This window comes from Sphingomonas sp. RS6 (genome assembly GCF_054489705.1).
This window is the reverse complement of record NZ_JBTMWM010000001.1, coordinates 14,707-37,732: the sequence shown is the minus strand read 5'-3', so window position 1 is coordinate 37,732 and position 23,026 is coordinate 14,707. Positions and strand designations below refer to the sequence as shown.

Annotated in this window: 22 protein-coding genes and 4 pseudogenes; 20 read left to right on the top strand and 6 right to left on the bottom strand. The window is 65.6% G+C overall.

The window, feature by feature from the left end; translation table 11 throughout:
* The first annotated feature begins 95 nt into the window (after nucleotides 1–95).
* On the top strand, nucleotides 96–1,622 hold the full coding sequence (locus ACX40Y_RS00205) for a tryptophan halogenase family protein (RefSeq protein WP_459117513.1): 1,527 nt from the start codon (nucleotides 96–98) through the stop codon (nucleotides 1,620–1,622).
* Nucleotides 1,623–1,730: 108 nt separating this feature from the next.
* On the opposite strand, the gene ACX40Y_RS00200 is transcribed toward ACX40Y_RS00205, so the two are convergent.
* On the bottom strand, nucleotides 1,731–2,351 hold the full coding sequence (locus tag ACX40Y_RS00200; protein WP_459117512.1) for a hypothetical protein: 621 nt from the start codon (nucleotides 2,349–2,351) through the stop codon (nucleotides 1,731–1,733).
* Nucleotides 2,352–2,458: 107 nt separating this feature from the next.
* Between ACX40Y_RS00200 and ACX40Y_RS00195 the strand changes: the two genes are divergently transcribed.
* The 9 genes and pseudogenes from ACX40Y_RS00195 (at nucleotide 2,459) to ACX40Y_RS00155 (ending at nucleotide 11,057) form a co-directional block, all read left to right on the top strand.
* Complete coding sequence (locus ACX40Y_RS00195) at nucleotides 2,459–3,127, top strand: response regulator transcription factor (RefSeq protein WP_459117511.1); 669 nt, start codon at nucleotides 2,459–2,461, stop codon at nucleotides 3,125–3,127.
* 29 nt (nucleotides 3,128–3,156) lie between these two features.
* Nucleotides 3,157–4,446 (top strand): sensor histidine kinase, encoded by a 1,290-nt coding sequence (locus ACX40Y_RS00190; RefSeq protein WP_459117510.1) that lies wholly within the window; start codon nucleotides 3,157–3,159, stop codon nucleotides 4,444–4,446.
* A gap of 284 nt (nucleotides 4,447–4,730) precedes the next feature.
* Nucleotides 4,731–5,442: pseudogene (locus ACX40Y_RS00185) on the top strand (integrase core domain-containing protein).
* Nucleotides 5,443–5,589: 147 nt separating this feature from the next.
* Nucleotides 5,590–6,615 (top strand): GAF domain-containing protein, encoded by a 1,026-nt coding sequence (locus ACX40Y_RS00180; RefSeq protein ID WP_459117509.1) that lies wholly within the window; start codon nucleotides 5,590–5,592, stop codon nucleotides 6,613–6,615.
* A 137-nt stretch (nucleotides 6,616–6,752) separates the two neighbouring features.
* Nucleotides 6,753–8,273 carry an aldehyde dehydrogenase gene (adh, locus tag ACX40Y_RS00175; protein WP_459117508.1) on the top strand — a complete coding sequence of 507 codons (1,521 nt, stop codon included), beginning with the start codon at nucleotides 6,753–6,755 and terminating at the stop codon, nucleotides 8,271–8,273.
* A 75-nt stretch (nucleotides 8,274–8,348) separates the two neighbouring features.
* Entirely contained in the window at nucleotides 8,349–9,383 is a 1,035-nt protein-coding gene (gene adhP / locus ACX40Y_RS00170; protein WP_459118370.1) for an alcohol dehydrogenase AdhP, read from the top strand.
* Nucleotides 9,384–10,080: 697 nt separating this feature from the next.
* A pseudogene (locus ACX40Y_RS00165) lies at nucleotides 10,081–10,266 on the top strand (hypothetical protein); the annotation flags it as partial.
* Between the two features lie 48 nt (nucleotides 10,267–10,314).
* Complete coding sequence (locus tag ACX40Y_RS00160) at nucleotides 10,315–10,590, top strand: HU family DNA-binding protein (RefSeq protein ID WP_459117507.1); 276 nt, start codon at nucleotides 10,315–10,317, stop codon at nucleotides 10,588–10,590.
* Nucleotides 10,590–11,057 (top strand): YbaK/EbsC family protein, encoded by a 468-nt coding sequence (locus ACX40Y_RS00155; protein ID WP_459117506.1) that lies wholly within the window; start codon nucleotides 10,590–10,592, stop codon nucleotides 11,055–11,057. The genes ACX40Y_RS00160 and ACX40Y_RS00155 overlap by 1 nt, the downstream gene beginning before the upstream one ends.
* Nucleotides 11,058–11,325: 268 nt before the next feature.
* Here ACX40Y_RS00155 and ACX40Y_RS00150 read toward each other — a convergent pair whose 3' ends face one another.
* Nucleotides 11,326–11,844, bottom strand: a complete 519-nt coding sequence (locus ACX40Y_RS00150; protein ID WP_459117505.1) for a hypothetical protein — start codon at nucleotides 11,842–11,844, stop codon at nucleotides 11,326–11,328.
* Between the two features lie 36 nt (nucleotides 11,845–11,880).
* Between ACX40Y_RS00150 and ACX40Y_RS00145 the strand changes: the two are divergent.
* The 5 genes and pseudogenes from ACX40Y_RS00145 to tnpB all read left to right on the top strand — a co-directional run.
* Nucleotides 11,881–12,971 (top strand): annotated as a pseudogene (locus ACX40Y_RS00145) (IS110 family RNA-guided transposase); the annotation flags it as partial.
* Nucleotides 12,972–13,265: 294 nt separating this feature from the next.
* Nucleotides 13,266–13,529: a hypothetical protein gene (locus tag ACX40Y_RS00140; protein WP_459117504.1), complete on the top strand. Its 264-nt coding sequence runs from the start codon at nucleotides 13,266–13,268 to the stop codon at nucleotides 13,527–13,529.
* A 325-nt stretch (nucleotides 13,530–13,854) separates the two neighbouring features.
* On the top strand, nucleotides 13,855–14,055 hold the full coding sequence (locus ACX40Y_RS00135) for a helix-turn-helix domain-containing protein (RefSeq protein WP_459117503.1): 201 nt from the start codon (nucleotides 13,855–13,857) through the stop codon (nucleotides 14,053–14,055).
* A gap of 334 nt (nucleotides 14,056–14,389) precedes the next feature.
* Complete coding sequence (tnpA, locus tag ACX40Y_RS00130; RefSeq protein ID WP_459117502.1) at nucleotides 14,390–14,884, top strand: IS66-like element accessory protein TnpA; 495 nt, start codon at nucleotides 14,390–14,392, stop codon at nucleotides 14,882–14,884.
* A 5-nt stretch (nucleotides 14,885–14,889) separates the two neighbouring features.
* Nucleotides 14,890–15,183, top strand: a complete 294-nt coding sequence (tnpB, locus tag ACX40Y_RS00125) for an IS66 family insertion sequence element accessory protein TnpB (protein WP_459118369.1) — start codon at nucleotides 14,890–14,892, stop codon at nucleotides 15,181–15,183.
* 48 nt (nucleotides 15,184–15,231) lie between these two features.
* Here tnpB and ACX40Y_RS00120 read toward each other — a convergent pair.
* Nucleotides 15,232–15,636, bottom strand: a pseudogene (locus ACX40Y_RS00120) (IS5 family transposase); the annotation flags it as partial.
* Nucleotides 15,637–15,830: 194 nt separating this feature from the next.
* On the bottom strand, nucleotides 15,831–16,013 hold the full coding sequence (locus ACX40Y_RS00115; RefSeq protein WP_459117501.1) for a transposase: 183 nt from the start codon (nucleotides 16,011–16,013) through the stop codon (nucleotides 15,831–15,833).
* Between the two features lie 204 nt (nucleotides 16,014–16,217).
* On the opposite strand from ACX40Y_RS00115, the gene ACX40Y_RS00110 reads away from it, so the two are divergent.
* On the top strand, nucleotides 16,218–16,421 hold the full coding sequence (locus ACX40Y_RS00110) for a hypothetical protein (RefSeq protein WP_459117500.1): 204 nt from the start codon (nucleotides 16,218–16,220) through the stop codon (nucleotides 16,419–16,421).
* A 53-nt stretch (nucleotides 16,422–16,474) separates the two neighbouring features.
* Nucleotides 16,475–16,603, top strand: coding sequence for a hypothetical protein (locus tag ACX40Y_RS00105; protein ID WP_459117499.1), 129 nt, complete (start codon nucleotides 16,475–16,477; stop codon nucleotides 16,601–16,603).
* Between the two features lie 23 nt (nucleotides 16,604–16,626).
* Here the strand turns inward: ACX40Y_RS00105 and ACX40Y_RS00100 are convergent, their stop codons facing one another.
* Nucleotides 16,627–17,796, bottom strand: coding sequence for a sensor histidine kinase (locus ACX40Y_RS00100; protein WP_459117498.1), 1,170 nt, complete (start codon nucleotides 17,794–17,796; stop codon nucleotides 16,627–16,629).
* Between the two features lie 40 nt (nucleotides 17,797–17,836).
* Nucleotides 17,837–18,370, bottom strand: coding sequence for a response regulator (locus tag ACX40Y_RS00095; RefSeq protein WP_459117497.1), 534 nt, complete (start codon nucleotides 18,368–18,370; stop codon nucleotides 17,837–17,839).
* A 152-nt stretch (nucleotides 18,371–18,522) separates the two neighbouring features.
* Here ACX40Y_RS00095 and ACX40Y_RS00090 point away from each other — a divergent pair, with 152 nt between their 5' ends.
* Genes ACX40Y_RS00090 through ACX40Y_RS00080 form a run of 3 tightly spaced genes read left to right on the top strand, consistent with a single transcriptional unit; the run spans nucleotide 18,523 to nucleotide 22,838 of the window.
* Nucleotides 18,523–19,776 (top strand): efflux RND transporter periplasmic adaptor subunit, encoded by a 1,254-nt coding sequence (locus tag ACX40Y_RS00090; RefSeq protein ID WP_459117496.1) that lies wholly within the window; start codon nucleotides 18,523–18,525, stop codon nucleotides 19,774–19,776.
* Between the two features lie 9 nt (nucleotides 19,777–19,785).
* A complete protein-coding gene (locus ACX40Y_RS00085) occupies nucleotides 19,786–20,457 on the top strand; it encodes an ABC transporter ATP-binding protein (protein ID WP_459117495.1) in 672 nt (223 codons plus the stop codon).
* On the top strand, nucleotides 20,454–22,838 hold the full coding sequence (locus ACX40Y_RS00080) for an ABC transporter permease (RefSeq protein WP_459117494.1): 2,385 nt from the start codon (nucleotides 20,454–20,456) through the stop codon (nucleotides 22,836–22,838). The genes ACX40Y_RS00085 and ACX40Y_RS00080 overlap by 4 nt, the downstream gene beginning before the upstream one ends.
* The last annotated feature ends 188 nt before the right edge of the window (nucleotides 22,839–23,026 follow it).

Here is a 23,026-nt window from a genome sequence, read left to right as displayed (position 1 = left end):
GGGGCGCCTGCTTCGTTTCGATTACGAGATCAAGGCCGGTGGACGCGCGGCGCCCGGCCGGCCAAGGATCCCGCCTAGATTTTTTCGGGGGTAGGATGCTCCACCATATACCAGGCGCGCCGATCCGCCGCATCGCGGTGATCGGGGGCGGATCGGCTGGCTGGATGACGGCGGCGGCGATCGCCAAATCGTTCGGCCGCAAGATCGATGTCACGCTCGTCGAATCGGAGGCGATCGGACTGATCGGCGTCGGCGAGGCGACGGTGCCGCACCTTTCGGCGTTCAACCGTCTGCTGGAAATCAACGAGGCCGAGTTCATCCGCGAGACCCAGGGCAGTTTCAAGCTGGGCATCCAGTTCAACGACTGGGGCAGGATCGGCGACAGCTATGTTCACGGGTTCGGCACGATCGGCCGCGATCTGGGGCTGATGCCGTTCCACCAATATTGGCTGAAGGCGCGCGCGGCAGGCAAGGCGAAGGACATCGCCCATTACTCGCTCAACACGCTGGCGGCGCCGCTCGGCAAGTTCATGGTACCGCCCAGCGATGCGCCGGCCAACACGCCGCTCGCCGAAATCGCCTATGCCTATCATTTCGACGCGGTGCGCTATGCCGCCTTCCTCCGCCGCCGGGCGGAGGCGCAGGGCGTCACGCGGATCGAAGGCAAGGTCATCCGCGTGGAGCGGAACGGCGAAAACGGCTTTGTCGATCGCGTGGTGCTGGAAAGCGGCCAGTCGGTCGAGGCCGATCTGTTCATCGACTGCACCGGCTTTCGCGCGCTGCTGATCGGCGAGACGCTGGGCGTCGGCTTCGAGGACTGGACCCGGTGGCTGCCCTGCGATCGCGCGCTGGCGGTGCCATCGGCCAAGGCAGGGCCGCCCACGCCCTATACCCGATCCACCGCGCGGCCGGCAGGCTGGCAATGGCGCATCCCGCTTCAGCATCGCACCGGCAACGGCTATGTCTATGCCAGCAACGCCATCAGCGATGACGAGGCGACGGCGTTCCTGCTCGCCAATCTGGACGGCGAAGCGATCGGCGATCCGCGGCTGATCCGCTTCACCACCGGCAAGCGGCACCGGCTGTGGGACAAGAACGTCATCGCCATCGGGCTCGCCGGGGGCTTTATCGAGCCGCTGGAATCGACCGCGATTTATCTGATCCAGGCCGGCATCAACCGGCTGATGGCGTTGTTTCCCGACCGGTCGTGCGATCAGGCGCTGCGCGATACCTACAACGCGCAGGCGGAGTTCGAATATGAGCGCATCCGCGACTTCATCATCCTGCACTACTGCGCCACCACCCGCGACGATTCCGCGTTCTGGAACCATGTCCGGACCATGCCGATCCCGGACACGCTTGCGGCCAATCTCGCGCTGTTCCGTGCCAACGGGCAGTTCTTTCGCAACGGCACCGAGATGTTCGGGCTGACAAGCTGGGTGCAGGTGATGCTGGGGCAGGGGATCGTGCCGCGCGGCCATCATCCGGCGGTCGACTGGGTCCGCGACGAGGACATGCTGCACCTCGTCGGGCATGTGGAGAAGGTGATCGCCGCCAATGTCGGGCTGATGCCGCGCCACGAGGACTTCATCGCACGCCACTGCGCGGCGCCGTTGGCTTAGCAGAGGGCAGGCGCCCCGCGGTCCGATCGATATGCCAGGCCGGGCGCTTCCCCGGTGCGCTTCTGCCAAGGCGACCGCGGGCAGGGCGCCCGCGGCCTTTTGCCCGATCTAGTTCGAAGCGCTGCTGTTTGCCGGCACTGCCGGGCGGGCTGCCGACGTCGTGGCTGCATCTGCCGCCGGCGGCGGCGGTGCAGGCTGTGCGACCTGACGATTGTCGCAGCCTGCGGGGGGCGGCGGTGCGGGCTGATCCGGGCCGCCGGGACGCGACGGCGCACCGTGCGGCGGGCGGCCCGGTCCTTCTGGACCAGCCGGTCCATGCGGGTGTCCGCCAGCAGGCCCCGTCGCGGTCACGCGGCCATTGGCGTCGACCAGATAGGACGCTCTGAACTGGCCATCGTCATAGCGGCCCTGCACCGTCAGATCCTGCCCCACCGCCAGGCCAAGGTCGGATGCACGTCCGACATCGACCATCGCCTTGCCGGTCTGGTCCTGGACCACGATCCGGTCGCCGAAGATCTCGGCCACCTTGCCCTTGATCGTTACCACATCGCCGCTGTCGGTGAGCGTGCCGATCGGGGTGGCGTTGAGCGGCGCCATCTCGATCGCGGGGCGCGTCAGCGAAACGGCGCTCGCGCCGCCAGCCGCGCCAAGGGCGAGCAAGATCGCGGCTCCGGCGCCGAGCGCGGGACCGCGGCCGAGGCGCGAGAGTTTGTCCTTGAGAGTCGTCATCGTCAGTCTCCATGGTGTCGATGACGAAGCTGTACGACTCGGGTCCCCACGCCGCGCTGAACCCGGCCGTTCAGTTTGGGTTTAAGCCCGGGAGGTAGCCAACCCGCATGCGTATCCTGCTAGTCGAAGACGATCCGGATCTGGGGCCCGCCATCGCGCGGGCGCTGCGGCAGGAGAATTGCGCCGTCGACCTGGTCGGTGACGGGATCGATGCCGGGCATCTTGGCGACACCGAACGGTATGACGCGGCGGTGCTCGATCTCGGCCTGCCGGGCAAGGACGGCTTCACGGTGCTACGCGACTGGCGGGCGGCGGGACGCACCTTGCCCGTGCTCGTCCTCACGGCGCGCGACGGCTGGTCCGACAAGGTAGCCGGATTCAAGGCCGGCGCGGACGATTACCTGACCAAGCCGTTCCGGGTCGAGGAACTGACGATGCGGCTGCGCGCGCTGGTTCGGCGCGCCGCCGGGCATGCCGCAACGCGCATCCTTTGCGGACCACTCGCCTTCGATGCGCAAACCGGGCAATTCGAACTGGACGGGCTGCCGCTGAGGTTGACGGCGCTCGAGTGGCGCGTGCTTTCCGCATTGATGCTGTCGAAGGGCATCGTGATCGAGCGGCTCGACCTGCTCGAGCGCGTCTATGAAGGCGATGCCGATACCGATTCGAACAGCATGGAGGTCATCATCGGCCGGCTGCGCAAGAAGATCGGTGCCGAGTTGATCGAGACGGTTCGCGGGCGCGGCTATCGGCTGCACGATGCGGCACAGGCGTGACGCGCGTGCCGCGGTCGATTCAGGGACGCATGCTCGCGTTGTCCGCGCTTGCGACGCTGGCCGCGTTGGCGCTGGCCGGCTTGATCGTCGCCGGAATCCTCGGGCGTGTGGTGACGCAGGGCATTGATCGCCGCCTTGACGCCCAACTTGCGTTGATCGCAACCGCAGTCGGCAAGGACGGCACGCTCGACCGCGCCCGCCTTGACCAGGTGCAGGGCGCGCTCGACGCGGGACCCGGCTGGCGCTGGCGGATCGTGGCGCCCGGTCAGCAGATCGGATCGGAAGATTTTCCGCAGATCGAGGCCGAACCGCACGCGCGGCTGCCGCATGATGCAGGCCGGGCCTCTGCACGGCCGATCGAAGGCCATGATCGCGAGGGCGGCGGCGTGCATGGACGGCTGGTCCGGCTCGACACGTCCGGCGGTGGCGTCACCATTGCCGCAACCGCGCCGCGCGACGTGATCGACCGTCCGGCTCGCGACGCCCTGCTTCCGTTGCTGGGCATGTTGGCAGCGATCGGTGCGCTGCTCGGCCTGGCTGCCGTGTCGCAAGTCAGGCTGGGGCTGCGTCCGGTCCGCCGCCTGCGTGATGCGGTGGCGGAAATCCGCAGCGGAGGCACCGGGGCAATCGATGAAGCGCAGCCCGAGGAGCTTCGCCCCCTTGCCGAGGAACTGAATGCGCTGGTCCGCGACAATGAGGCGGCGCTTGCAACCGCTCGCGCATCGGCCGCAAATCTCGCCCACGCCCTCAAGACCCCGGTCGCCACGCTCGCTCTTGAACTGCGCGGCGATCCGCGGGCAGCGCAGGTCGAGCGCATCGACGCAACGATCCGCCACCACCTGTCCCGCGCCCGCCTGGAATCGTCGGCGATCCGCGCTGCCACCGCCGTCGAGCCGGCCCTGAATGCGCTGGTCCAGACGATATCGCAGCTGCACGCGGACCGGGGGATCGTGATCGAAGCGGAGGGGGCATCCGGACATGCGGTTGCGATCGACGCTCCCGATTTCGACGAGCTTGTCGGCAACCTGATCGACAATGCCGTGCGGCATGCGCGCGTGCGGGTTGCGATCGCGGTATGGCGCGAGGGCAGGACGATCGGCATCAACGTTGCCGATGACGGGCCGGGCATTCCGCCCGAAGCGCGCGAGCGCGCGACAGCGCCCGGCGTCAGGCTGGACGAGCGCGGCGATGGCCATGGTTTCGGGCTCGCCATCGCGCGGGAGTTGGCCGCCCTCTATGGGGGCACACTCACACTGGACGAAGCGGATCAGGGCGGCCTCGCAGCGACGGTCGTGTTGCCAAGCGCCACCCTGTCTTGACTGGTGCTCGATTCGAGCGCGAAACCGAGGCGGCTTGGCGCGTGGTAAGCTGGGCCGAATGGGCGCGCGGTTTCGATGCGCAGATCGGGGCGGTTGGATGGGCGGATACGCCGCACCGAGCGGTTTCGCCCGCGACGATCGCTAATCGATGTAGCTACCTCGGATCGTGCCCATGACTGCTCGCAGCCCGCGCGCGATCTGCCGCTGGTGGGGAAGCAAAGCGCTAGGTGTTTGGTCCCAGCATGTGATGGTGTAGATTTATCGGCATTGCAGCGGAAGAAGCTATGGGCCAGATTCTTCACGGCACGCCAAGACCACGCGCGCCATTCGAGGCGAGCTACAGCGATCGCAAGCTTCGGTCGCGAGCCTCGCGAAGCGGTACGGGATCAACGAGAAAACAGTCCTGAATTGGCGGCATCGACGGTCTGTGGAAGATATGCCGATGGGGCCGAAGGAACGCCGCAGCACGGACATCGCCGAGCTGCGATATGAGGGCGGGCGGTCGACCGAACCTCGAAGCTGGTCTTCGCCCGTATCTATCGCCGAGCGGCCAAACTGGCGGCTGCCGCGTTCCTCAAGGTGCTCATCAAGGCAGTGCCCTATCCGATCCACACCATCCTGACCGACAACGGTGTGCAGTTCGTCGATCGGTACCAAGGCGTGTCGCACACGTGGATTGGCCACATTTTCGGTCGCACCTGCCAAGACAACGGCATCGAGCATCGCCTTACCAAGCCGTATCACCCATGGACCAACGGCCAGGCCGAACGGATGGTCAGAACAATCAAGGAAGCGACCACCAAGTCCTTCCATTACGCATCGATCCAGGAACTGCGACGACACGTCGCCGACTGGCTGATTGCCTACCACTTCGCCAAGCAGCTCAAGGCTTTCAAGTTCAGGACGCCCTATGACGCCATCGACGCGCTATGGAAATCAAAGCCCCATGCCTTTATCGTCAAACCCAGCCATCACATGCTGGGACCAAACACCTAGTCGGAGCGCAAGGCGGGCAGCTTCCGCCGGCTGTCAGCCGAAGGCTTACCCGCAGCAGAAGGTTGCACGCTCGAACATGTCCGCGTTGCAGACTGGGAGCGAAGCTCGTTTCGAGCTGCGCACAACATTATGCCGGATGATTGAGGATTGGCAGCGGCAGCAAGCTTATTGCTTATTGCCGATTCCTCCGTCGTCAACCCGCACGAAACTGGCTATGAGGGCTTCATGGCAGCTCAGCACGAAGACTCGGTGGCGGAGGTGTTGCACTCGTCTTCGAGTGCCGCGCGATCTTTCGTCGCGGCAAGCTGGTGTCGATCGGGCCTCAAGCATGGTCTGGATGCGGGCGCCGCGCGAGCATCCGATCTGGTATCGGGCTGCGATCTCACGCAGCGGCGGCAGCGTCATGGCCTGATGCTCGAGGTCGCGCGCCCTCTGCTCGACCAGCTGTTTCAGATCGTCGCCGTCACCGGTTGCGCAGTCATGCTGTCGGACAATGAGGGCGTCATCCTCGAAGCGCGGAGCAGCGCGGGTGATCGCGAGATGTTCGATAAGGTCGGGCTGACGCCGGGTGGCGTCTGGAGCGAGAGCCGCGAAGGCACCAACGGGATTGGGACCTGCCTTGTGGAAGGCCGGCCGGTCACGATCCACCGCGATGAGCATTTCGCCAGCCGGAATATCGGCATCAGCTGCATGGATGCTCCGGTTCGAGACGCGGCGGGACAGTTGGTGGGCGCGCTGGATATCTCGAATTGCCGCGACGATCACACGATGGCAATGGGCTCTCTGATCCAGAAGATCGTTCAGGACGCCGCGCGGCGGATCGAAAGCGGCATCTTTCGGCGATATTTCGAAGGCCATCGCATCATTGATGCAAATCTTCCCGGGGGCGATGCGGCCTTGCTGGCCGTCGATCGCGACGATCTGGTGATCGGCGCCACGCATGCCGCGCGCCATCGCTTTCATCTTACCGATGCATGCCTGACCGGGTGCCGAAGCGCTGCCGAAATCCTCGGTGGCGGCGAGGCCGCATCCTTTCGCGACTCGGAACGCGCGGTGTTGCGACGAGCGCTGGCACAAGCCGGCGGAAACGCAACGCGTGCCGCCAGGGCCCTCGGGATCGGGCGGGCCACACTGTATCGACGGATGGAGAAGGTCGGCTTGACGCGCGATTGACACGAGGTGCGGTCCACCTGTCTCGACAACGAGACAGTGTCGCCTGCCTTCACGCTGCGCCCTCTTTTCAGCGCCGCTGTTTCACGAAATCATCCTCTTCAAGACCGGGAGCATCCGGCAACGTGAGAGGATGAATGATGGACATGCGAACCAATCCGGCGGCTTCCATGAGCGCGCCCTTCGCAGAGAAGTACGACAACTTCATCGACGGCAAGTGGATGGCGCCCAAGGACGGGCGGTATTTCGACAATATCTCGCCCGTCACCGGCAAGCCCGTTGGCAAGGTTGCGCGCAGTCAGGCGGCCGACATCGAAGCCGCACTCGATGCAGCCTATGCCGCCAAGGACGCCTGGGGCCGCACCAGTGCCGGCGAGCGCGCGCTGATCCTCAATCGCATTGCCGACCGGATGGAAGAAAATCTCTTCAAGCTTGCGGTCGCGGAAACCTGGGACAATGGTAAGCCGCTGCGCGAGACGGTGGCCGCCGACATCCCGCTGGCAATCGATCATTTCCGCTATTTCGCTGGCTGCATCCGTGCGCAGGAAGGCGGCATTTCGGAAATCGACCAGGATACGGTCGCCTATCATTTCCACGAACCGCTAGGCGTGGTCGGCCAGATCATCCCGTGGAACTTCCCAATCCTCATGGCGGTGTGGAAGCTTGCGCCGGCACTGGCCGCGGGCAACTGCGTGGTGTTGAAGCCTGCTGAGCAGACCCCGGCATCGATCATGGTGCTGTTGGAAATGATCGGCGACCTGCTGCCCGCCGGCGTGCTGAACGTGGTCAACGGCTTCGGCCTGGAAGCGGGCAAGCCGCTCGCCAGCAGCAGCCGCATCGCAAAGATCGCGTTCACCGGGGAGACGACCACGGGCCGTCTCATCATGCAATATGCTAGCGAGAACCTCATCCCGGTCACGCTCGAGCTGGGCGGCAAGAGCCCCAATATCTTCTTCGAGGATGTGTGCCGCGACGACGATGACTATCTCGACAAGGCGATCGAAGGCTTCGTGATGTTCGCGCTCAACCAGGGCGAGGTCTGCACGTGCCCCAGCCGCGCGCTGGTGCATGAACGCATCTACGATCGCTTCATGGAGCGCGCGATCGCCCGCGTACAAGCAATCAAGGCCGGCAACCCGCTCGACATGGAAACCATGATCGGCGCACAGGCCTCGTCGGAGCAGCAGCAGAAGATCCTGTCCTATATCGACATCGGCAAGCAGGAAGGCGCCGAATTGTTGACCGGCGGCGAGGCCGCGCGGTTCGACGGCGAAATCGCGGGCGGCTACTACGTCCAGCCGACCGTGTTCCGGGGCAACAACCGGATGCGCATCTTCCAGGAGGAGATCTTCGGCCCCGTACTCGCCGTGACCACCTTCAAGGATCATGACGAGGCGCTGCAGATCGCCAACGACACGCTCTACGGCCTGGGGGCGGGGGTGTGGAGCCGTGATGCGAACACGTGCTACCGCTTCGGCCGCGCGATCCGGGCAGGGCGCGTGTGGACCAATTGCTACCACGCCTATCCCGCCCATGCCGCATTCGGTGGCTACAAACAGTCCGGCATAGGGCGCGAAAACCATCGCATGATGCTCGATCACTATCAGCAGACCAAGAACATGCTGGTCAGCTACAGCCCAAAGAAACTAGGCTTTTTCTGAGGCGGGTGCCCGGAGCGGCGCGGTGCGGTGAATCCTCGCCGCGCCGTGCCCAAAAGAGAATCCAGGAGAGACATCATGACGAAGACCATGAAAGCCGCCGTGGTGCGCGCCTTCGGCGAACCCCTGCGGATCGAGGAGGTGCCGGTGCCCGAAGTCGGGCCAGGCATGATCCAGGTGGCGATCCAGGCATCGGGCGTGTGCCACACCGATCTGCATGCGGCGGAGGGGGATTGGCCGGTCAAGCCCAACCCGCCCTTCATCCCCGGGCATGAAGGCGTGGGCTTCGTGTCTGCGGTGGGGCAGGGGGTAACCCATGTGAAGGAAGGCGATCGGGTCGGTGTGCCCTGGCTCTACACCGCCTGTGGCCATTGCACCCACTGCCTGGGCGGATGGGAGACGCTTTGCGAGAGTCAGCTTAACACGGGCTACTCGGTCAATGGCGGGTTCGCCGACTATGTCCTGGCCGACCCCAATTATGTCGGTCACCTGCCCGACAATATCGGGTTCAACGAGATTGCGCCGGTACTGTGCGCGGGCGTCACGGTCTATAAAGGGCTGAAGATGACCGACACCAAGCCCGGCGATGCGGTGGTCATCTCCGGCATCGGCGGTCTGGGCCACATGGCCGTGCAATATGCGGTGGCGATGGGGCTGAACGTGGTCGCCGTGGACGTGGACGACGCCAAGCTTTCCCTTGCACGCGAACTCGGCGCCAGGGAAACGGTCAACGCTCGGACCGAAAACGACCCCGCCGCCGCGGTAAAGCGAATAACCGGCGGCGGCGCGCGCGGCGCACTCGTCACGGCAGTTAGCGAGAAGGCCTTTGAACAGGCCGTCGGCATGGTCGGGCGTGGGGGTACCGTCGCGCTCAACGGACTTCCGCCGGGCGACTTCCCGCTCAACATTTTCGGCATGGTGCTAAACGGTATCACCGTACGCGGTTCCATCGTCGGCACGCGACTGGACCTTCAGGAATCGCTCGATTTTGCCGGTGACGGCAAGGTCAAGGCGACCATCGCCACCGCCAAACTGGACGACATCAATTCGGTGTTCGACCGGATGCGCAAGGGACAGATCAACGGGCGCGTCGTGCTCGACCTGACGCAATGATGAAAGGCCGCCCGCCGATGGGCGTGGTGACCCCTTCGCAGGCTATCCCTGCCCTCCGCGTGACGGCCACAGACGCCTCAGCCAGGCTGCTGGCCGAAATCGTTGTTCGTCACGGTACTGTGTTGATTCACCACTTCAGACGCTGAGCCGATCCTGCGGATCGGCGGCCGGCAGGTGCCGGCAGCGGAACGCGGGTGCGGTGCGCGCGCTGGCGCACGCCTTCGGCGACACCAGAGCGCGCAGGTTATTGTTGCCCGCGTGGGCACACTTGCCCGGTCGGGAGGCACGGGCGGCGGCTGGCGCACGTGCTGGCGCGCGCACGCCGCCCCGCGCGAGGCCCGCCCGGTTGCAAGGATGCGGTTCTTGGTCCGGGCGCCGGTGGCGCCCGGCAGCGCGGTTGCGCTGACAGGATGGTCGCCGCGCCGATGCGCGGCGGCGTTGGTGCGCCGGCACGCGGGAAAGGGCAGGGGGGAGCGTCGCTTCCCTGTAGTCCTGCCGCGGCATGCCGCAAGCCGGGCAGTGCCCGGCTCCTCCACGTTGTTTCGGCCCTCACGGGTGCGGCCTGCCCCTGGTGGCAGGACTGCCGGTTCGCTCCTGCCGCTCCCGCCGCCCTTGCGGCGCCGGTTGCGGTGTTTTGGAAGGAGCAGGACCATGGGTGTCGGACACGAGAACCGGGCGAGCCTCTATACCGAAGTAACGCTCGCGGCTCGAGAAGCTCAAGGCGACCTATGTGAAGGCACGCTATTCGAAACACTACCGGATCAGCGCCGAGGAACTGGCATGGCTGGGCGAGCGCGTCGAAGTGCTCGGGCAGGCGGTGCAGGTGGCGCCGCGCTGGAGGGTGCCGCTGTCGCATGATTGCGCCGGTCGCTGGACAGGTTGATGACCCCCACCTAGAGCACACGTGCCTTTTCACACGGAGAAAACGTACATGAACAATGCCGATCTCGCCGAGCGCGTTTCCGAGGCGCATGGCCTCACCAAGGCCGATGCACGCAAGCTGGTCGACGGCATCTTCGCCGCCATCACCGAGGCGGCAGCGGCCGGCGAGGAAGTGGCGCTGAACGGCTTCGGCAAGTTCAAGGTCAAGGAAAGCGCCGCACGCGAGGGCCGCAATCCCGCGACCGGCGAAGCGATCCAGATCGCAGCGTCGAAGAAGCTCGCCTTCACGCCAGCCAAGGCCGTGAAGGACAAGCTCAACGGCTGATGGGCATCGAGGCGGTGCGCGCCTTTCTGAAGGCCCGGGCACCCGATCTTCCGATTATCGAACAGGCTTCGAGCACCGCCACGGTGCTCGAAGCTGCCGCCACGCTTGGCGTGCTGCCGGGGCAGATCGCCAAGACGCTCTCGCTGCGCGTCGGTGATGCCATGGTCCTGGTCGTGGCAGCCGGCGATTACCGGCTCGACAATCGCAAGGTGAAGGACGCGATAGGCAGTCGTCCGCGGATGCTGCCAGCCGAGGAGGTCGAGCAGCTGACCGGCCATCCCGTCGGCGGGGTTTGTCCGTTCGGATTGCCCACCCCGCTGCCGATCTATTGCGACATTTCGCTCCGCCAGTTCGACACCGTTTATCCTGCCGCAGGATCGCGCACCGCATCGGTGCGGATCACGCCCGAACGGCTTGCGGAACTGGTTGGCGCGACCTGGGCCGATCTCTGTTCGCCGCCATCATAGTTCTGCATTGCTGTCTGTGAATGCATGCCGCCCGCGCCGTCGGCACAGCGTCTGATTCACGCCTCGCCACGCGATACGCGCATCGACCGCGCCCGCTTTGAGAAGCTGCAAGAGGCCTATGTGAGGCGCGCTATCCGAAGCACTGCCGAATAAGCGAAGAGAAGCTGGCGTGGCGGGGGCAAGCGTGTCGAAGCCCTTTTCGGCCAGGCGGTGCAGGTAATCTGCGAAAGGCGGATCGCAGCACTCGAACGCAGCGCCGCAGCCTGACCTAGGCGGCGACTTTCCCGGCGTTTGCGAACGACAATTCGCGCTGCATCTGCGGCGCCTCGCTAAGTTCGGCGCAGCGCATATCGCGGGCAATCGCGACGCTGATCCACTCGATTTTCCACGCCAGATCGAGCACGTTGCCGCGCTTCGCGCGGCTGATTGTAGCGATACCGACGTCCTCGACGGCCACCGAAAACCGGTATGCCTCGACCCAGTTATCGAAGCGTCCCTGCACCAGCGCGTCGTCCGACATCGCGATCGCAAAGCCCTCGTCGAGCGCCCATGCGGACAGGCAAAGTTCGTCCTCCACGTCGCCGGAAAGCTTCAGTCGGCCGTTCTCCAGTGGTTCGATTCTGATCGATATATCGGGCTTATCCTGGCGAATCGGCAAGGTTGCGATACCAGAACATAGAAGGAGCGCATGAAAGGCTGGCGAGGATCGGCGGGGGTAGAGGCTAGTGCCGCGGTAATCGGGGCGCGTGCGGCGAGCGGCCGTGCAGCTGACGCGGTCGAGGAGCAAACTGCCGCCATCCTGAGAAAGCGAAGGAGTGCTAAGATGAACTGCTTTGCCGGGCTGGACGTGTCGGTCGAAGAGACTTCGATCTGCGTGGTGGACGAGGAGGGGACGGTGGTTTCGACGGCCTCTGTCGCAACCTCGCCGGAGCACATCGCGGACGTGCTGAAACCCTACGCCGGACGGCTTCGACGTGTCGGCCATGAAGCCGGCGCGCTGTCACCCTGGCTGCAAGGTGGCCTGAAGGCGCTTGGCATCCCGGCCATCTGCCTGGAGACCCGCCATGTGCGTGCCGCGATGGCCGCGCAGTGCAACAAGACGGACGCCACGAATGCGCTTGGCATAGCCCATATCATGCGCACCGGCTGGTATCGGACGGCCCATGTGAAGACCGATGCGAGCTATCGGCTGCGCCTGTTGCTGGTTCATCGGCGCAACCTGAAGCGCAAATTTGTCGACCTCGAGAATGCGATCCGGCACTTGATCAAGGTGTTCGGCATCCATCTCGGCAAGGTCAGCCGAGGCCGCTTCGACAAGGCGGTCCGCGACGCAACCGCGGACGATCCGATGATTGCAGGCCTCATGGACTGCATGCTGCGGGCGCGCGCGGCGCTCTGGGAAGAGTATCTGCGGCTGCACAAGCTGGTGGTTCAGATTGTGATGGGGCACAAGCTCTGCGGGCGTTTTCTGGCGATCCCCGGCGTCGGATCGATCACGGCGCTCAGTTATGCCACCGCGATCGACGATCCCGCGCGATTTCGGCGTTCGCGGGACGTGGCCGCCTCCTTCGGCCTCACCTCGAAGCGATGGCAGTCGGGCACTTCGATCGACGTCCGCGGGCGCATCAGCAAGGCGAGGGATCCCGACGTTCGCCGCGCGCTGTACGAAGCGGCGTCGGCGATGCTGACCCGCTTCAAGGGCCGCGACCAAGTCAAAGACTGGGGGCTGAAGCTCGCCAAATCCAAGTCGCACAACAAGGCGACTGTAGCGGTCGCGCGCAAGCTTGCAGTCATCATGCATGCCATGTGGCGCGACGGCAGCAGCTCCGACATTGACGTCGGACTAGGCGTTGAAAGCGCAACAGATCAAGGACCAGCGCGTGCTGCGGGCGAACAGCTGAGCATGCGCTGAAGAGGGTTCGGCAGCCCGCTGCGGAAGAGAACTGGTGCAGACGATGGACGACGGGAAGCACGTTATCTTGCCTGTGGCCGGCCTTGCTGGACCACGCGATAATGCCTGTGATGATGCCCCGTCAGACCGATTGCGACATGTGCCCCGGATGGTTCGCGGCTGCCACGATGCAGCGTCCAAACGCGCCGCGGTGAGCACGGAAGAGTGCACGGCGCACCAGGGCTCATCCGTTCGCGGAATGGCGAAAAGACCCTGTCACTGGCAAGCTGCTGACAATCTTCGAGGAGGACAATACTATGGGTAGGAAGACGGCGGTGGATGGCCCGATTAAGAGGGCAAGATTAAAGAAATGGCGCCACACCCTGCGGTCGATGCGCCATAACCTGTTGTCTACACATCATTTTCTTCTTCTGCTGCGATGGCGCCATGTAGGCGGGCATGGCGCCATGCCTTGCTCAAGTCAGCAGAAAACTGCGGTGTTTGACGGCGCCATCGGCGATCGTGATGTGATCGTCGCTGGACCGGTGGGTGAGGCAGTTCGGCACCCCTCGCAATTCTGATGCGCCTGTCCGTTCAACGCTCATGTTTGCAACATGCTGCGTGTCTGCCCGTCTCGCTCTTTGTCTGCTGCCGCCCCGGACATCATTTGGCCCGGCGAATCTCATTGCATCGAGAGTGCTCTCGCGCAGAAGGAAAGTAGACAGCTTTCCGACCTCGTAAGAGCCTCGGTCTGCGGCCGCCGCGGGGCAAACTTACCGGGGCGAGGCAGAAAGGCCGGGCGGACGGGAACGGACGGGGCGATCAAGGCCCGTCAGGTGGCTGGGCTCCTGCCCCCAGCAGACCGATAGTCGATGGGCAAACACAGCCCGTTAGAGGAGCCTCACGATGAGTAACAATCCCGCCCCTGATGTCATCAGCGTTCGCATCGAGGACGCATGCCGACTGACCGGCATAGGTCGATCAAAATTCTACGAGCTGATCGCCGTCGGCGAGGTCGAAATCGTCAAGATCGGGGCGATGACGCTAGTGCCTGCAGACAGCCTCCGAAAGCCGATCGAGCGCGGGCGCCAGAGCGATGAGAAATGAAACCGGATTTCCGCCTAGGTCGCGCTGTCACCACAGCTGCTGACGTAACGCTATCCGATCGCACCGTGACCGTGCGGGGCAACAGCGAGGAAACGGATCAGAGCATCGCTCGCGCTTAACTGCGTCGCTTGCGTAAGACCGTGGCTCTTAGGGCGAAAGCTATCTGCTTTGCTGGTCCGAAAGCCTCCGCCTGCTCTCAACCTAAAATGTGAAATTCGGCCCCGGCTGCTCTCGACCAGCTCAAGACATTCAGCGTCGTTTATGTGTGTGTCAGCTTATCATGAAACAGTAAGCGTGTTCAGCAGGCCGCCTTGCGGCATCGTCGATAGCCGGGATGCTTGCCGCCTTTGACGAGGGGCTGGCGGTGCAGGAAGTTTTGGGTTCTACGACCAGTCATACGAGCACGCGTATGACTGGTCGCATGGAAATAGTCGGCCGGGTGTCGGGCCGGCGGCGATGGTCCGACGCGGAGAAGCTGGAGATTCTGGCCGAGGCGTTCCGGCCTGGGGCGAGGGTCTGCGATGTGATCGCCCGGCGCGAGGTTTCGAGCAGCCTGATCTACACGTGGCGCAAGCAACTGCGCGAAGGCAGGCTGGCCGGGGCTGCGGCGTCCCTGCCGGTGTTTGCTGAGGTTCAGCTCACCGAGCCGGTCGTGCCGGCGTCTTCGCCGGTGCCGTGTTCGCCGGGACGCATCGATATCGAGTTGCCCGGCGGCATTCGGCTGAGTGTCGACGGCGGGGTGGATGCGGATGCGCTGGCACGGGTGTTGTCGGTGCTGCGGCGAGCCCGGCGCCGTTGCCGACGCGGGTGTATCCGGCGTGCGGCGTGACCGATATGCGGAAGGAGTTCGACGGTCTGGCGATGCTGGTGCAGCAGGTGCTGGCGAAAGACCCGCATTCGGGCGCGCTGTTCGCGTTTCGGGGCAAGCGCGGGCATCTGGTCAAACTGCTGTGGTTCGACGGGCAAGGCCTTTGCCTGTTTTCGAAGCGCCTTGACCGGGGCTGCTTCGTCTGGCCGGTGACGGCAAGCGGAACGGTGGTGCTGACGCCGGCGCAATTGTCGATGCTGCTGGAGGGCATCGACTGGCGCCGCCCGGAGCGGACCTGCACGCCGACGCTGGCGGGCTGAAACCGGCGATTTTGCGTCGCTTTTGCTCGCCTGAGCCCCCGCGATCTGCTAGGCGGCGTGGACAAATTTGAGCCAGTATCTGGCGGTGGCGAGATGAACCATGCCAAGGAAGCTGCTGGCCAGTTGGTCATAGCGCGTGGCGATGGCCCGGTTGATCTTGAGGCGGCCGAACATGCGCTCGATGCGGTCGCGTTGCTTGTAGAGCGCCCGGTTGTGCTCGATCTTCACGCGGCGATTTGACCGGCCGGGGATGACCGCTTCGATTTTCCGTGCGGCAAGGTCGGCGCGGATCACGTCTGCGTCATAGGCCCTGTCTGCAAGCAGCGCCTCCGGTGCCCGTTCGGGCAGACCGATCAAGGCATCATACGCCTTGCAATCTGCCGCCTCGCCGCCGGTCAGAATGAAGGCGAGCGGTCGTCCAAGGGCATCAGCCAAGCAGTGAAGCTTACTGGTGAACCCGCCCCGCGAGCGGCCAAGAGCGCGTCGACGAGTCCTCCTTTTCCGCCCGCTGCCGAGACATGGGCGCGGACTGTCTTACTGTCGATGCTGTAGTGGCCGCTGTCCGCCATGATCTCGGCCAAAGTCACGGCAACGGTCTCCCAGACCCCGGCTTCGCTCCATCGCCGGAACCGGCGATAGATGGTGTTTCAGCTCCCGTATTTGGGCGGCACGTCGCGCCACGGCGCACCGCAACGCCGGCGCCAGAGTATGCCGTTGATGATTGATCGGTTCTGCTCCGGTCGCCTGCCTTGCCCACGGTTTTCAGGCTCGATCGGCAGCAAGTTCTTCAGGATGCGCCATTCTGCTTCGGTGAGATCGCCCCTGCTCAAGCCTGCCTCCAAAAAGCAGCCTTGAATCAATCTCCTCCAACGGCGTCAACCGCATTCTAAGTCGATGCAGCTTGTTCTGCCAGAACGGCCGGGTTAATCGAATGCTGAATGAAATGAGGGCATCGTGAAAGCAGCGTTCTGGCGCTTTGCGCACAGCCATTATCAGACGAAAAGCCACTGCTTCTGGCCGAAGTAGCCCTGTTTGTGTGGTTCACCTTCTTCGCGCTGGTCTATGGTAGCGCCATGCTGGCCGGGTGGCTGCCGACCATTATTGAGACCGTGGTGGGGGTGATACTCGTCGTTGGCCCATTAGCTCTTGGATTGCTGCACAGACGTATTCGCATCGAGGCCGCGAAAGGGCCTGACGCTCTCTATCGCAAACGCATCGCGGCTAATCGGCAACAATGAGGCGCGCGCCAAATTCCGCGAGCGAATTTGTCCACGCCGCCTAGGAAATCCGGGTGCCGGAAGCGCCCGTTTCCCCTGCTGATGCCACCGCGCGGATTGCCGCGCTGGAGGCATTGCTCGCCCGGGCCAATGCCGCGCTCGCCGCCTGCGATCTGCTCATCGACAGCTTGCGCGGTCGCTAGCCCATCGACTCATCGCGGCACGTTCAGTGCTCCAACGGCTCGGCATCCGCTGCAGGGATGCGAAGTTCAAGACACGCCCCTTCGTCCGATGGTACAGCCGTTAGAGTCGCATGATGCGCGGCGGCGATCTGGCGGGAAAGCGACAGGCCGATTCCGGAGCCGCCCTCCTTGGTCGTGAAGAAGGGCACGAAGACCTCGTCGATCCGGTCCACCGGAATGCCGGGTCCGTTGTCGCGCACGCGGAGAATCGTCTCCGTCCTTTCTGTTGTCAGCTCGATGGTGATCCGCGCCGATGGTCGGCCCCGCACGGCGTCGGCGGCGTTCTGGAGGAGATTGGCGAGCGCCCGCTCCAGCAATTCCGGGTCCGCGATTATGCGCGCGGGCTCGGCCGGCAGGGAGAGGTCCAGGCGGATGCCGATGTCCCCCAGCAAGGACATCGTCGATTGCGCTACGCCCGTCACCAGGACCGAAAGGTCGAAGGATACCGGCACCGGCCTCGGCAGGTCGCCGAGCTGTCGATAGCGTTCGACGAAGCCGAGCAGATGCGTGGCACGGCGTTCGATCGTGGCGAGCGCACGCGCCGTTTGGGGAGGGTGATCGGGCAGGGCGACGAGACTTTCAGTAAGCGAGACGATCGGCGCGAGCGCGTTCATCATCTCGTGGGTCAGCACGCGCGTCATTGCGTGCCACGCCTCGATTTCGACCGCGTCCAGCTCGCCTGCCACCCATTGCAGCGACAGGAGTCGCTGCGGCGCTGCTCCAGGCGCGGCAAAGCTGCCGCACCAAGCGAGAAGGTTGCGGCCGTCCTTCGCACGAACCAGGCGACGCGCACCGGCCGAGAGGGCCAGGACGGTGGCGGCTGCCACGGAATCGAGCGCGGCGATATCTTCCAGTCGCCCGACCATGGCGCCTGCCATCTGGCGGGCTGCGCGATTGCAGCGCACGATCCGGCCCTGTGCATCGAGCACGAACAGCGCGGTGGCCACTGCGTCGAGCAAGGCCAGCAGCTGGTCAGCCTCGCGCGCGTCGTCCGCAATCTCCGTCCGTGCCGGAAGGGCGGTGCGCCGCGTCAGGCTGCGATAGATATCGGCAAGGGCGAGGGCTGCGACGATCACCAGCAGGGCGATCGTCGCTGCGTGATGCGTGGACTGCAATTGGAGCGCGCCCCACACTGCCGCGTCGGCGATGACCAAGCGCCAGCCAAGAGCAGAGACGCGCGGGGCTGCGTACCAGCTATCCATCGCGGGCGAGCCGCCGGTACAGCGCCTGCCGGGTGAGCCCCAGCGATGCCGCCGCACGGCTGATATTGCCGTCGTGGCGCTGGAGCGCTTCGGCGATGGTCGATTGCTCCACGGCGGCGAGCGTCGGGGCGCGGCGCCGCGTCTCGGTGCGGGTGACGGCGTCGCGCACGGCGGCGATCAACTGGGCGTTGCGCCAGGGTTTGAGCAGGAAATCGTCGCCGCCCTGCTTCATCGCCTGCACCGCAAGGCTCACCCCGCCATAGGCGGTGAGGAACACCACGCCGAGAGCGGGATCGGCGCCGCGCAGGTCGGCAAGGGTAGCGAGCCCTGCTTCGCCGTTCCGATCGCCTGCGAGAAAGTTCATGTCGAGCAGCACCGCGCCATAGCAGCGCTCCCGCACCAGTCGCGCGGCGTCGGCGGGCGCGGCGGCTTCGTCGCAGCTACCCACCTGGGGCGCCAGCGCCAGCACCGCGGCTTCGCGAACGTCAGGATCGTCGTCGACGATGAGGATGCGGGCGTCGTTCATCGGCGCCGATGGTAGGTGCAGGCGCTAGCTGCGCGCAACTGTACGAATCCGGACGCTATCGGCGCGCAAACGGGGTTTGCCTTGGTTTAAGTACCTGCCAATGCGTGTTTTTGCTTACGGGCCTCAGCGGATATGATGAGGCGGTGCCGCCCATGGACCATCCGATCGCCACGCCTTGGTGGCAGCGCCCGCGCCGGAGCAGCTGGATGGCCGCCCTCGCGCTGTTGGCCCTGCTGGTGGGTATCGCCGCGCTGGTGCATGGGGCGGGCGCCCGGACACTCTCTGTCGCCGCCGGCACGGTGACGCTCGCCACGGCGCGGGTCGAGCTGTTTCGCGATGTCGTCGCGGTCCATGGCACGCTGCAGCCGCGCGAGATCCTCTATTTGGACGCAGTTTCCGGCGGGCAGGTCGCGCAGATCTTCGCGCAGCCCGGCGATCGCGTGACGGCCGGACAGCCGCTGGTCGCGTTTCGCAACGCACAGCTCGTACGGGACGTGCTCGACAATGCCGGGCGCCTCGTCGAGTCCATCACCCAGGTGCAAAGCTTCGAAACCCAGCTCGAGACCAACCGCGCGACCAACGACAAGACGCTGACCGAACTCGCGGCCAGCGTCGCGACGCTGGAGGCGAAGGCCGCGCGCATCGACGCGCTCACGGCGCGCGGCTTTTATCCCAGGGGCGACGCCGAGGCGCTGCACATCGATCTCGCGCGCTATCGCCGCCTTCTTGCCGTGCAGCACGCGACCAACCAGCGCCAGGAACGACTGCGCGAAGCCCAGCTCCCCCGCTTGCGCAGCGAGCAGGAAAGCCTCAGCCGCAGCCTGGATGCGACGCATGCCCAGCTCGACGATCTGATCGTGCGGGCGCCGGTGACCGGCACGCTCACCCAGATCGACCTGAAGCCGGGGCAGAACCGCAATCGGGGGGATCGGCTGGCCGAGATCACCAGCGATGCCGGTTTTCGCGTGGTTGCCGAGATCGACGAATACTATCTGCCGCGGGTCCGCGTGGGGCTGGACGCTGCGCTGGCCTTTGGCGGGCGGAGCCTTGCAGGGCGGGTCACCCGCGTGCGCCCGGAGGTGAAGAATGGCGCGTTCACCGTCGAGATCGACTTCCTCGGCGCGCAGCCCAGCGGCGCCACCCCCGGCGCAGCGATCGACGGCGAGTTGACGCTCGGGCTGGATCGCCGCGCGCTGGTGCTGCCCGCCGGCGCCGCCGCGCAGGGAAGCGGGGACCTGTTCGTGCTCGCGCCCGATGGCCGCAGTGCCCGGCGCGCCCCGGTGCGCTTCGGCCGTCGTAACCCCCGCCAGGTCGAGATCCTCGCCGGCTTGCAGGCGGGGCAGCGGGCCATCGTTTCCGATACTTCCAGCTGGTCGCGGATCGACCGCGTCCTTCTTACCGACTGAGGCAGACCCATGCTGACGCTTACCGATTTGCGCAAGAGCTTCCGCACCACCGAGGTGGAGACGCGCGCGCTCGATGCCGTCTCGCTGGAGGTGGGGGCGGGCGAATTCGTCGCGATCATGGGCCCCTCCGGCTGCGGCAAGTCGACGCTGCTCAACATCCTCGGCTTTCTCGATGCGCCGAGCGGCGGTTCTTACCGGCTGCTTGGCGAGGAAGTGGCGGGGCGTTCCGAGCGCGAACGGACAAAGCTGCGCCGCGCGCACATCGGCTTCGTGTTCCAGAGCTTCAATCTGGTCGACGAACTGACCGTGGAGGAAAATGTCGCGATCGGCCTACTCTATCGCAGCGGCGCCACTGCCGCGAAACGAAAGATCGGCGAAGCGCTGGAGCAGGTGGGGATCGCCCACCGCGCCCGGCACCGGCCGCAGCAATTGTCCGGCGGGCAGCAGCAGCGCGTGGCGATCGCACGCGCACTGGTGGCCGAGCCCAAGCTGATCCTGGCGGACGAGCCGACCGGCAATCTCGACAGCGCCAATGGCGAGCAGGTGATGGGCCTGCTCAAGGAAGCGGTGGCAGCGGGCACCACCGTGGTGATGGTCACCCACTCGCCGCTCCATGCCGCCGAGGCGCAGCGGACGATCCGGATGCTCGACGGTCGCGTGGTCAGCGAGACGCTGCTGTGAAGGTCCGGCATTTCCTCATCGCCGGGTGGCGGGCGGCGCTGGGCGCGCGGACGCTGTCGCTGATAGCGCTGCTTGGGCTCGTCGTGGGGCTGGCCGCAGCGATCCTGATGCTGATCGTGGTGCGCGGCGCCCTGCAGCAGAACGACTTCGTTCCTGCGCGCGACCGGACCTATCTGGCCACCTCCACCGACCTGATGCCCGGCGGCGCGCCTGCGACCGAAGAGCGGACGAGCGGATTGGCAGCGCCCCTCGTCGCGGGCCAACTGGCGTCGATCGAGGCCTGGGCGCGGCTTGCTGAGGACGAGGTCGCCATCCGCCGCGGCGCCGTCGAGCGCAAGGAGACGATCTACTGGGCCGACCCTTCGATCGCTGACGTCGTGCCGCGCCCGGTGCTGCGCGGCGATCTGGCGGCGACGCTGGCGCGGCCCGACGGGGTGGCGATGACCGCCGCAGCGGCGCGGCGCTGGTTCGGACGTGCGGACGTGCTGGGCGCGCCGCTCACCATCGCCGGGCGCGCAATGCGGGTGGGCGCGGTCCTTGCCGATCTCCCACCGGGCGCCACCGATTGGACCCACGACATTCTGGCTTCGTCCCGCAGTTCCGCATCGGTTCTGCGCGGGCTCACGCGGCCGGCGGATGGTGGGTTCAGAACCGAATCGCGGACTTATTTCCGCCTTCGCCCCGGCACGTCCGGCGCCGAGGCGGCGCGCCAGATGCGCCCGCTGGTGGCGACGCTGATGCCGCCGGAGATTCAGGCAATCTATCGCATGGGGCTGGTGCGGGTCGACCGGCTGGCGCTCGATGCCGATCTGCATCCGGGTGCGCGCGATCGGATGGTTACCGGCTCGCTGATCGCGGGGCTGGTATTGTTCGTTGCAGTAGCCAACACGGTCAACCTGGCGCTGGCGCGCGCCGGGCGGCGACGCAAGGAAATCGGCGTCCGCAAGGCGGCCGGCGCTGGACGCAGGGATATCGCGTTGCAGTTCCTCGGCGAGACGGTGGCGGCCACGCTGGTCGCGGCGCTGCTGGCAATGGTCGCCAGTGAATGGCTGCTGCCGCCGCTCAACGCCTTTCTCGATACGAACGCCACGATTGACTATGCGCAGGCGCCCTTGCTGACGCTCGGAGTTATCGCAGGCGCGATCATCGTCGGGCTGCTCGCCGGCGCTTATCCGGCGCTGGTCGTCTCGCGACTGTCGCCCGCGACGATCTTGCGGCCGGACGGCCGAACCGGCGACGGTGGTGCCAAGGTACGCGCGGTGCTGGTGACGCTGCAGTTCGCGGTGCTGATCGGCCTGCTGATCGCCACCGGCATCGTCTACCAGCAGCGCCGCTTTGCGATGGCGCAGGGCACGGGGGCGGACATCGCGCAGATGCTCACGGTCGATGCGGAGTGCCCGGCGGGCTTCGTTGCGGAGGTGGCCCGCCTGCCTGGCGTGCAGGGCGCCGCGTGCCACGGATCGGAGTTCGTGACCGGCAGGGGCCGATCGTTCATCGAGTTGCGGGGCCGACCGATCCAGATCCTCGTCGCGGCGGCCCTGCCGGCGACCTATTCACTCTTTGGCGTTCCGCCGATTGCCGGTTCGCTCGCGGGACTGCCGCCGCAAGGGGAGCCCCAGGTGCGCCGCATTGTGCTCAACGAAGCGGCGGTGAAGGCGCTGGAGCTGGGGTCGCCGCGTGATGCGGTGGGCAAGCGTGTGCCGGTGACCAACTTCTCCCCCTTCACCGAGGGCGAGCAGCTCGGCGTAGTCGTTTCCGTCGTGCCGAACTTCCAGTTCACCTCGGCCGAACTGGCGGCGAAGCCTACGATCTATATCGATGCCCCGCGACGGGTGGGGCCGAATGCTGGCATGGTGTCGATCCGCCTGTCCGGCAAGCAGGTGCCGGAGACGCTCGCTGCGATCGATCGCGTGTGGCGGGAGACTGGGGGGCAGGGGCCGATCCGCCGCCGCTTCTTGTCCGACCGCATGGAGGAACTCTATCGCGATCTCGAACGCGGCATGCAGTTGTTCGCGATCTTCGCCGTGGTGGCGGTGCTGCTTGCGGCTGCCGGCATGGTCGGCATCGCCATCGCGACGACCGATCGTCGCACGAAGGAAATCGGCATTCGCAAGGCGATGGGCGCGAGCACGGGGCAAGTGCTCTGGCTGCTCCTCCGCCAGCTTACACGGCCCACCCTGCTGGCCAACCTCATCGCTTGGCCGGTGACATGGTGGGCGATGCAGCGCTGGCTCAACGGCTATGCATATCGCATCGACATGCCGCTATGGTCGTATCCTGCAGCGGGCGGCGCAGCGTTCGTCGTGGCGGTCGCGAGCATTGGTGTGCTGGCAGGGGCAGCCGCCCGTCGGGCGCCTATCGTTGCGCTACGGTATGAATAGACGACGCGCCGAAGTGAGCTGCCACGTGCGCGTCAGCGTTCAATGAGGTGTTCGCAGCCTCGGTACGGCATCCGGTGCCCATCGCTGTTAGATGGAGTTTGGTCAAACGGACGGTAATCCATGGTTTTTCGGAAATGGCGCGCCCGAGGTGAAAGCGCTGAGTACTCAGATCATTGGGAGATTCGGCT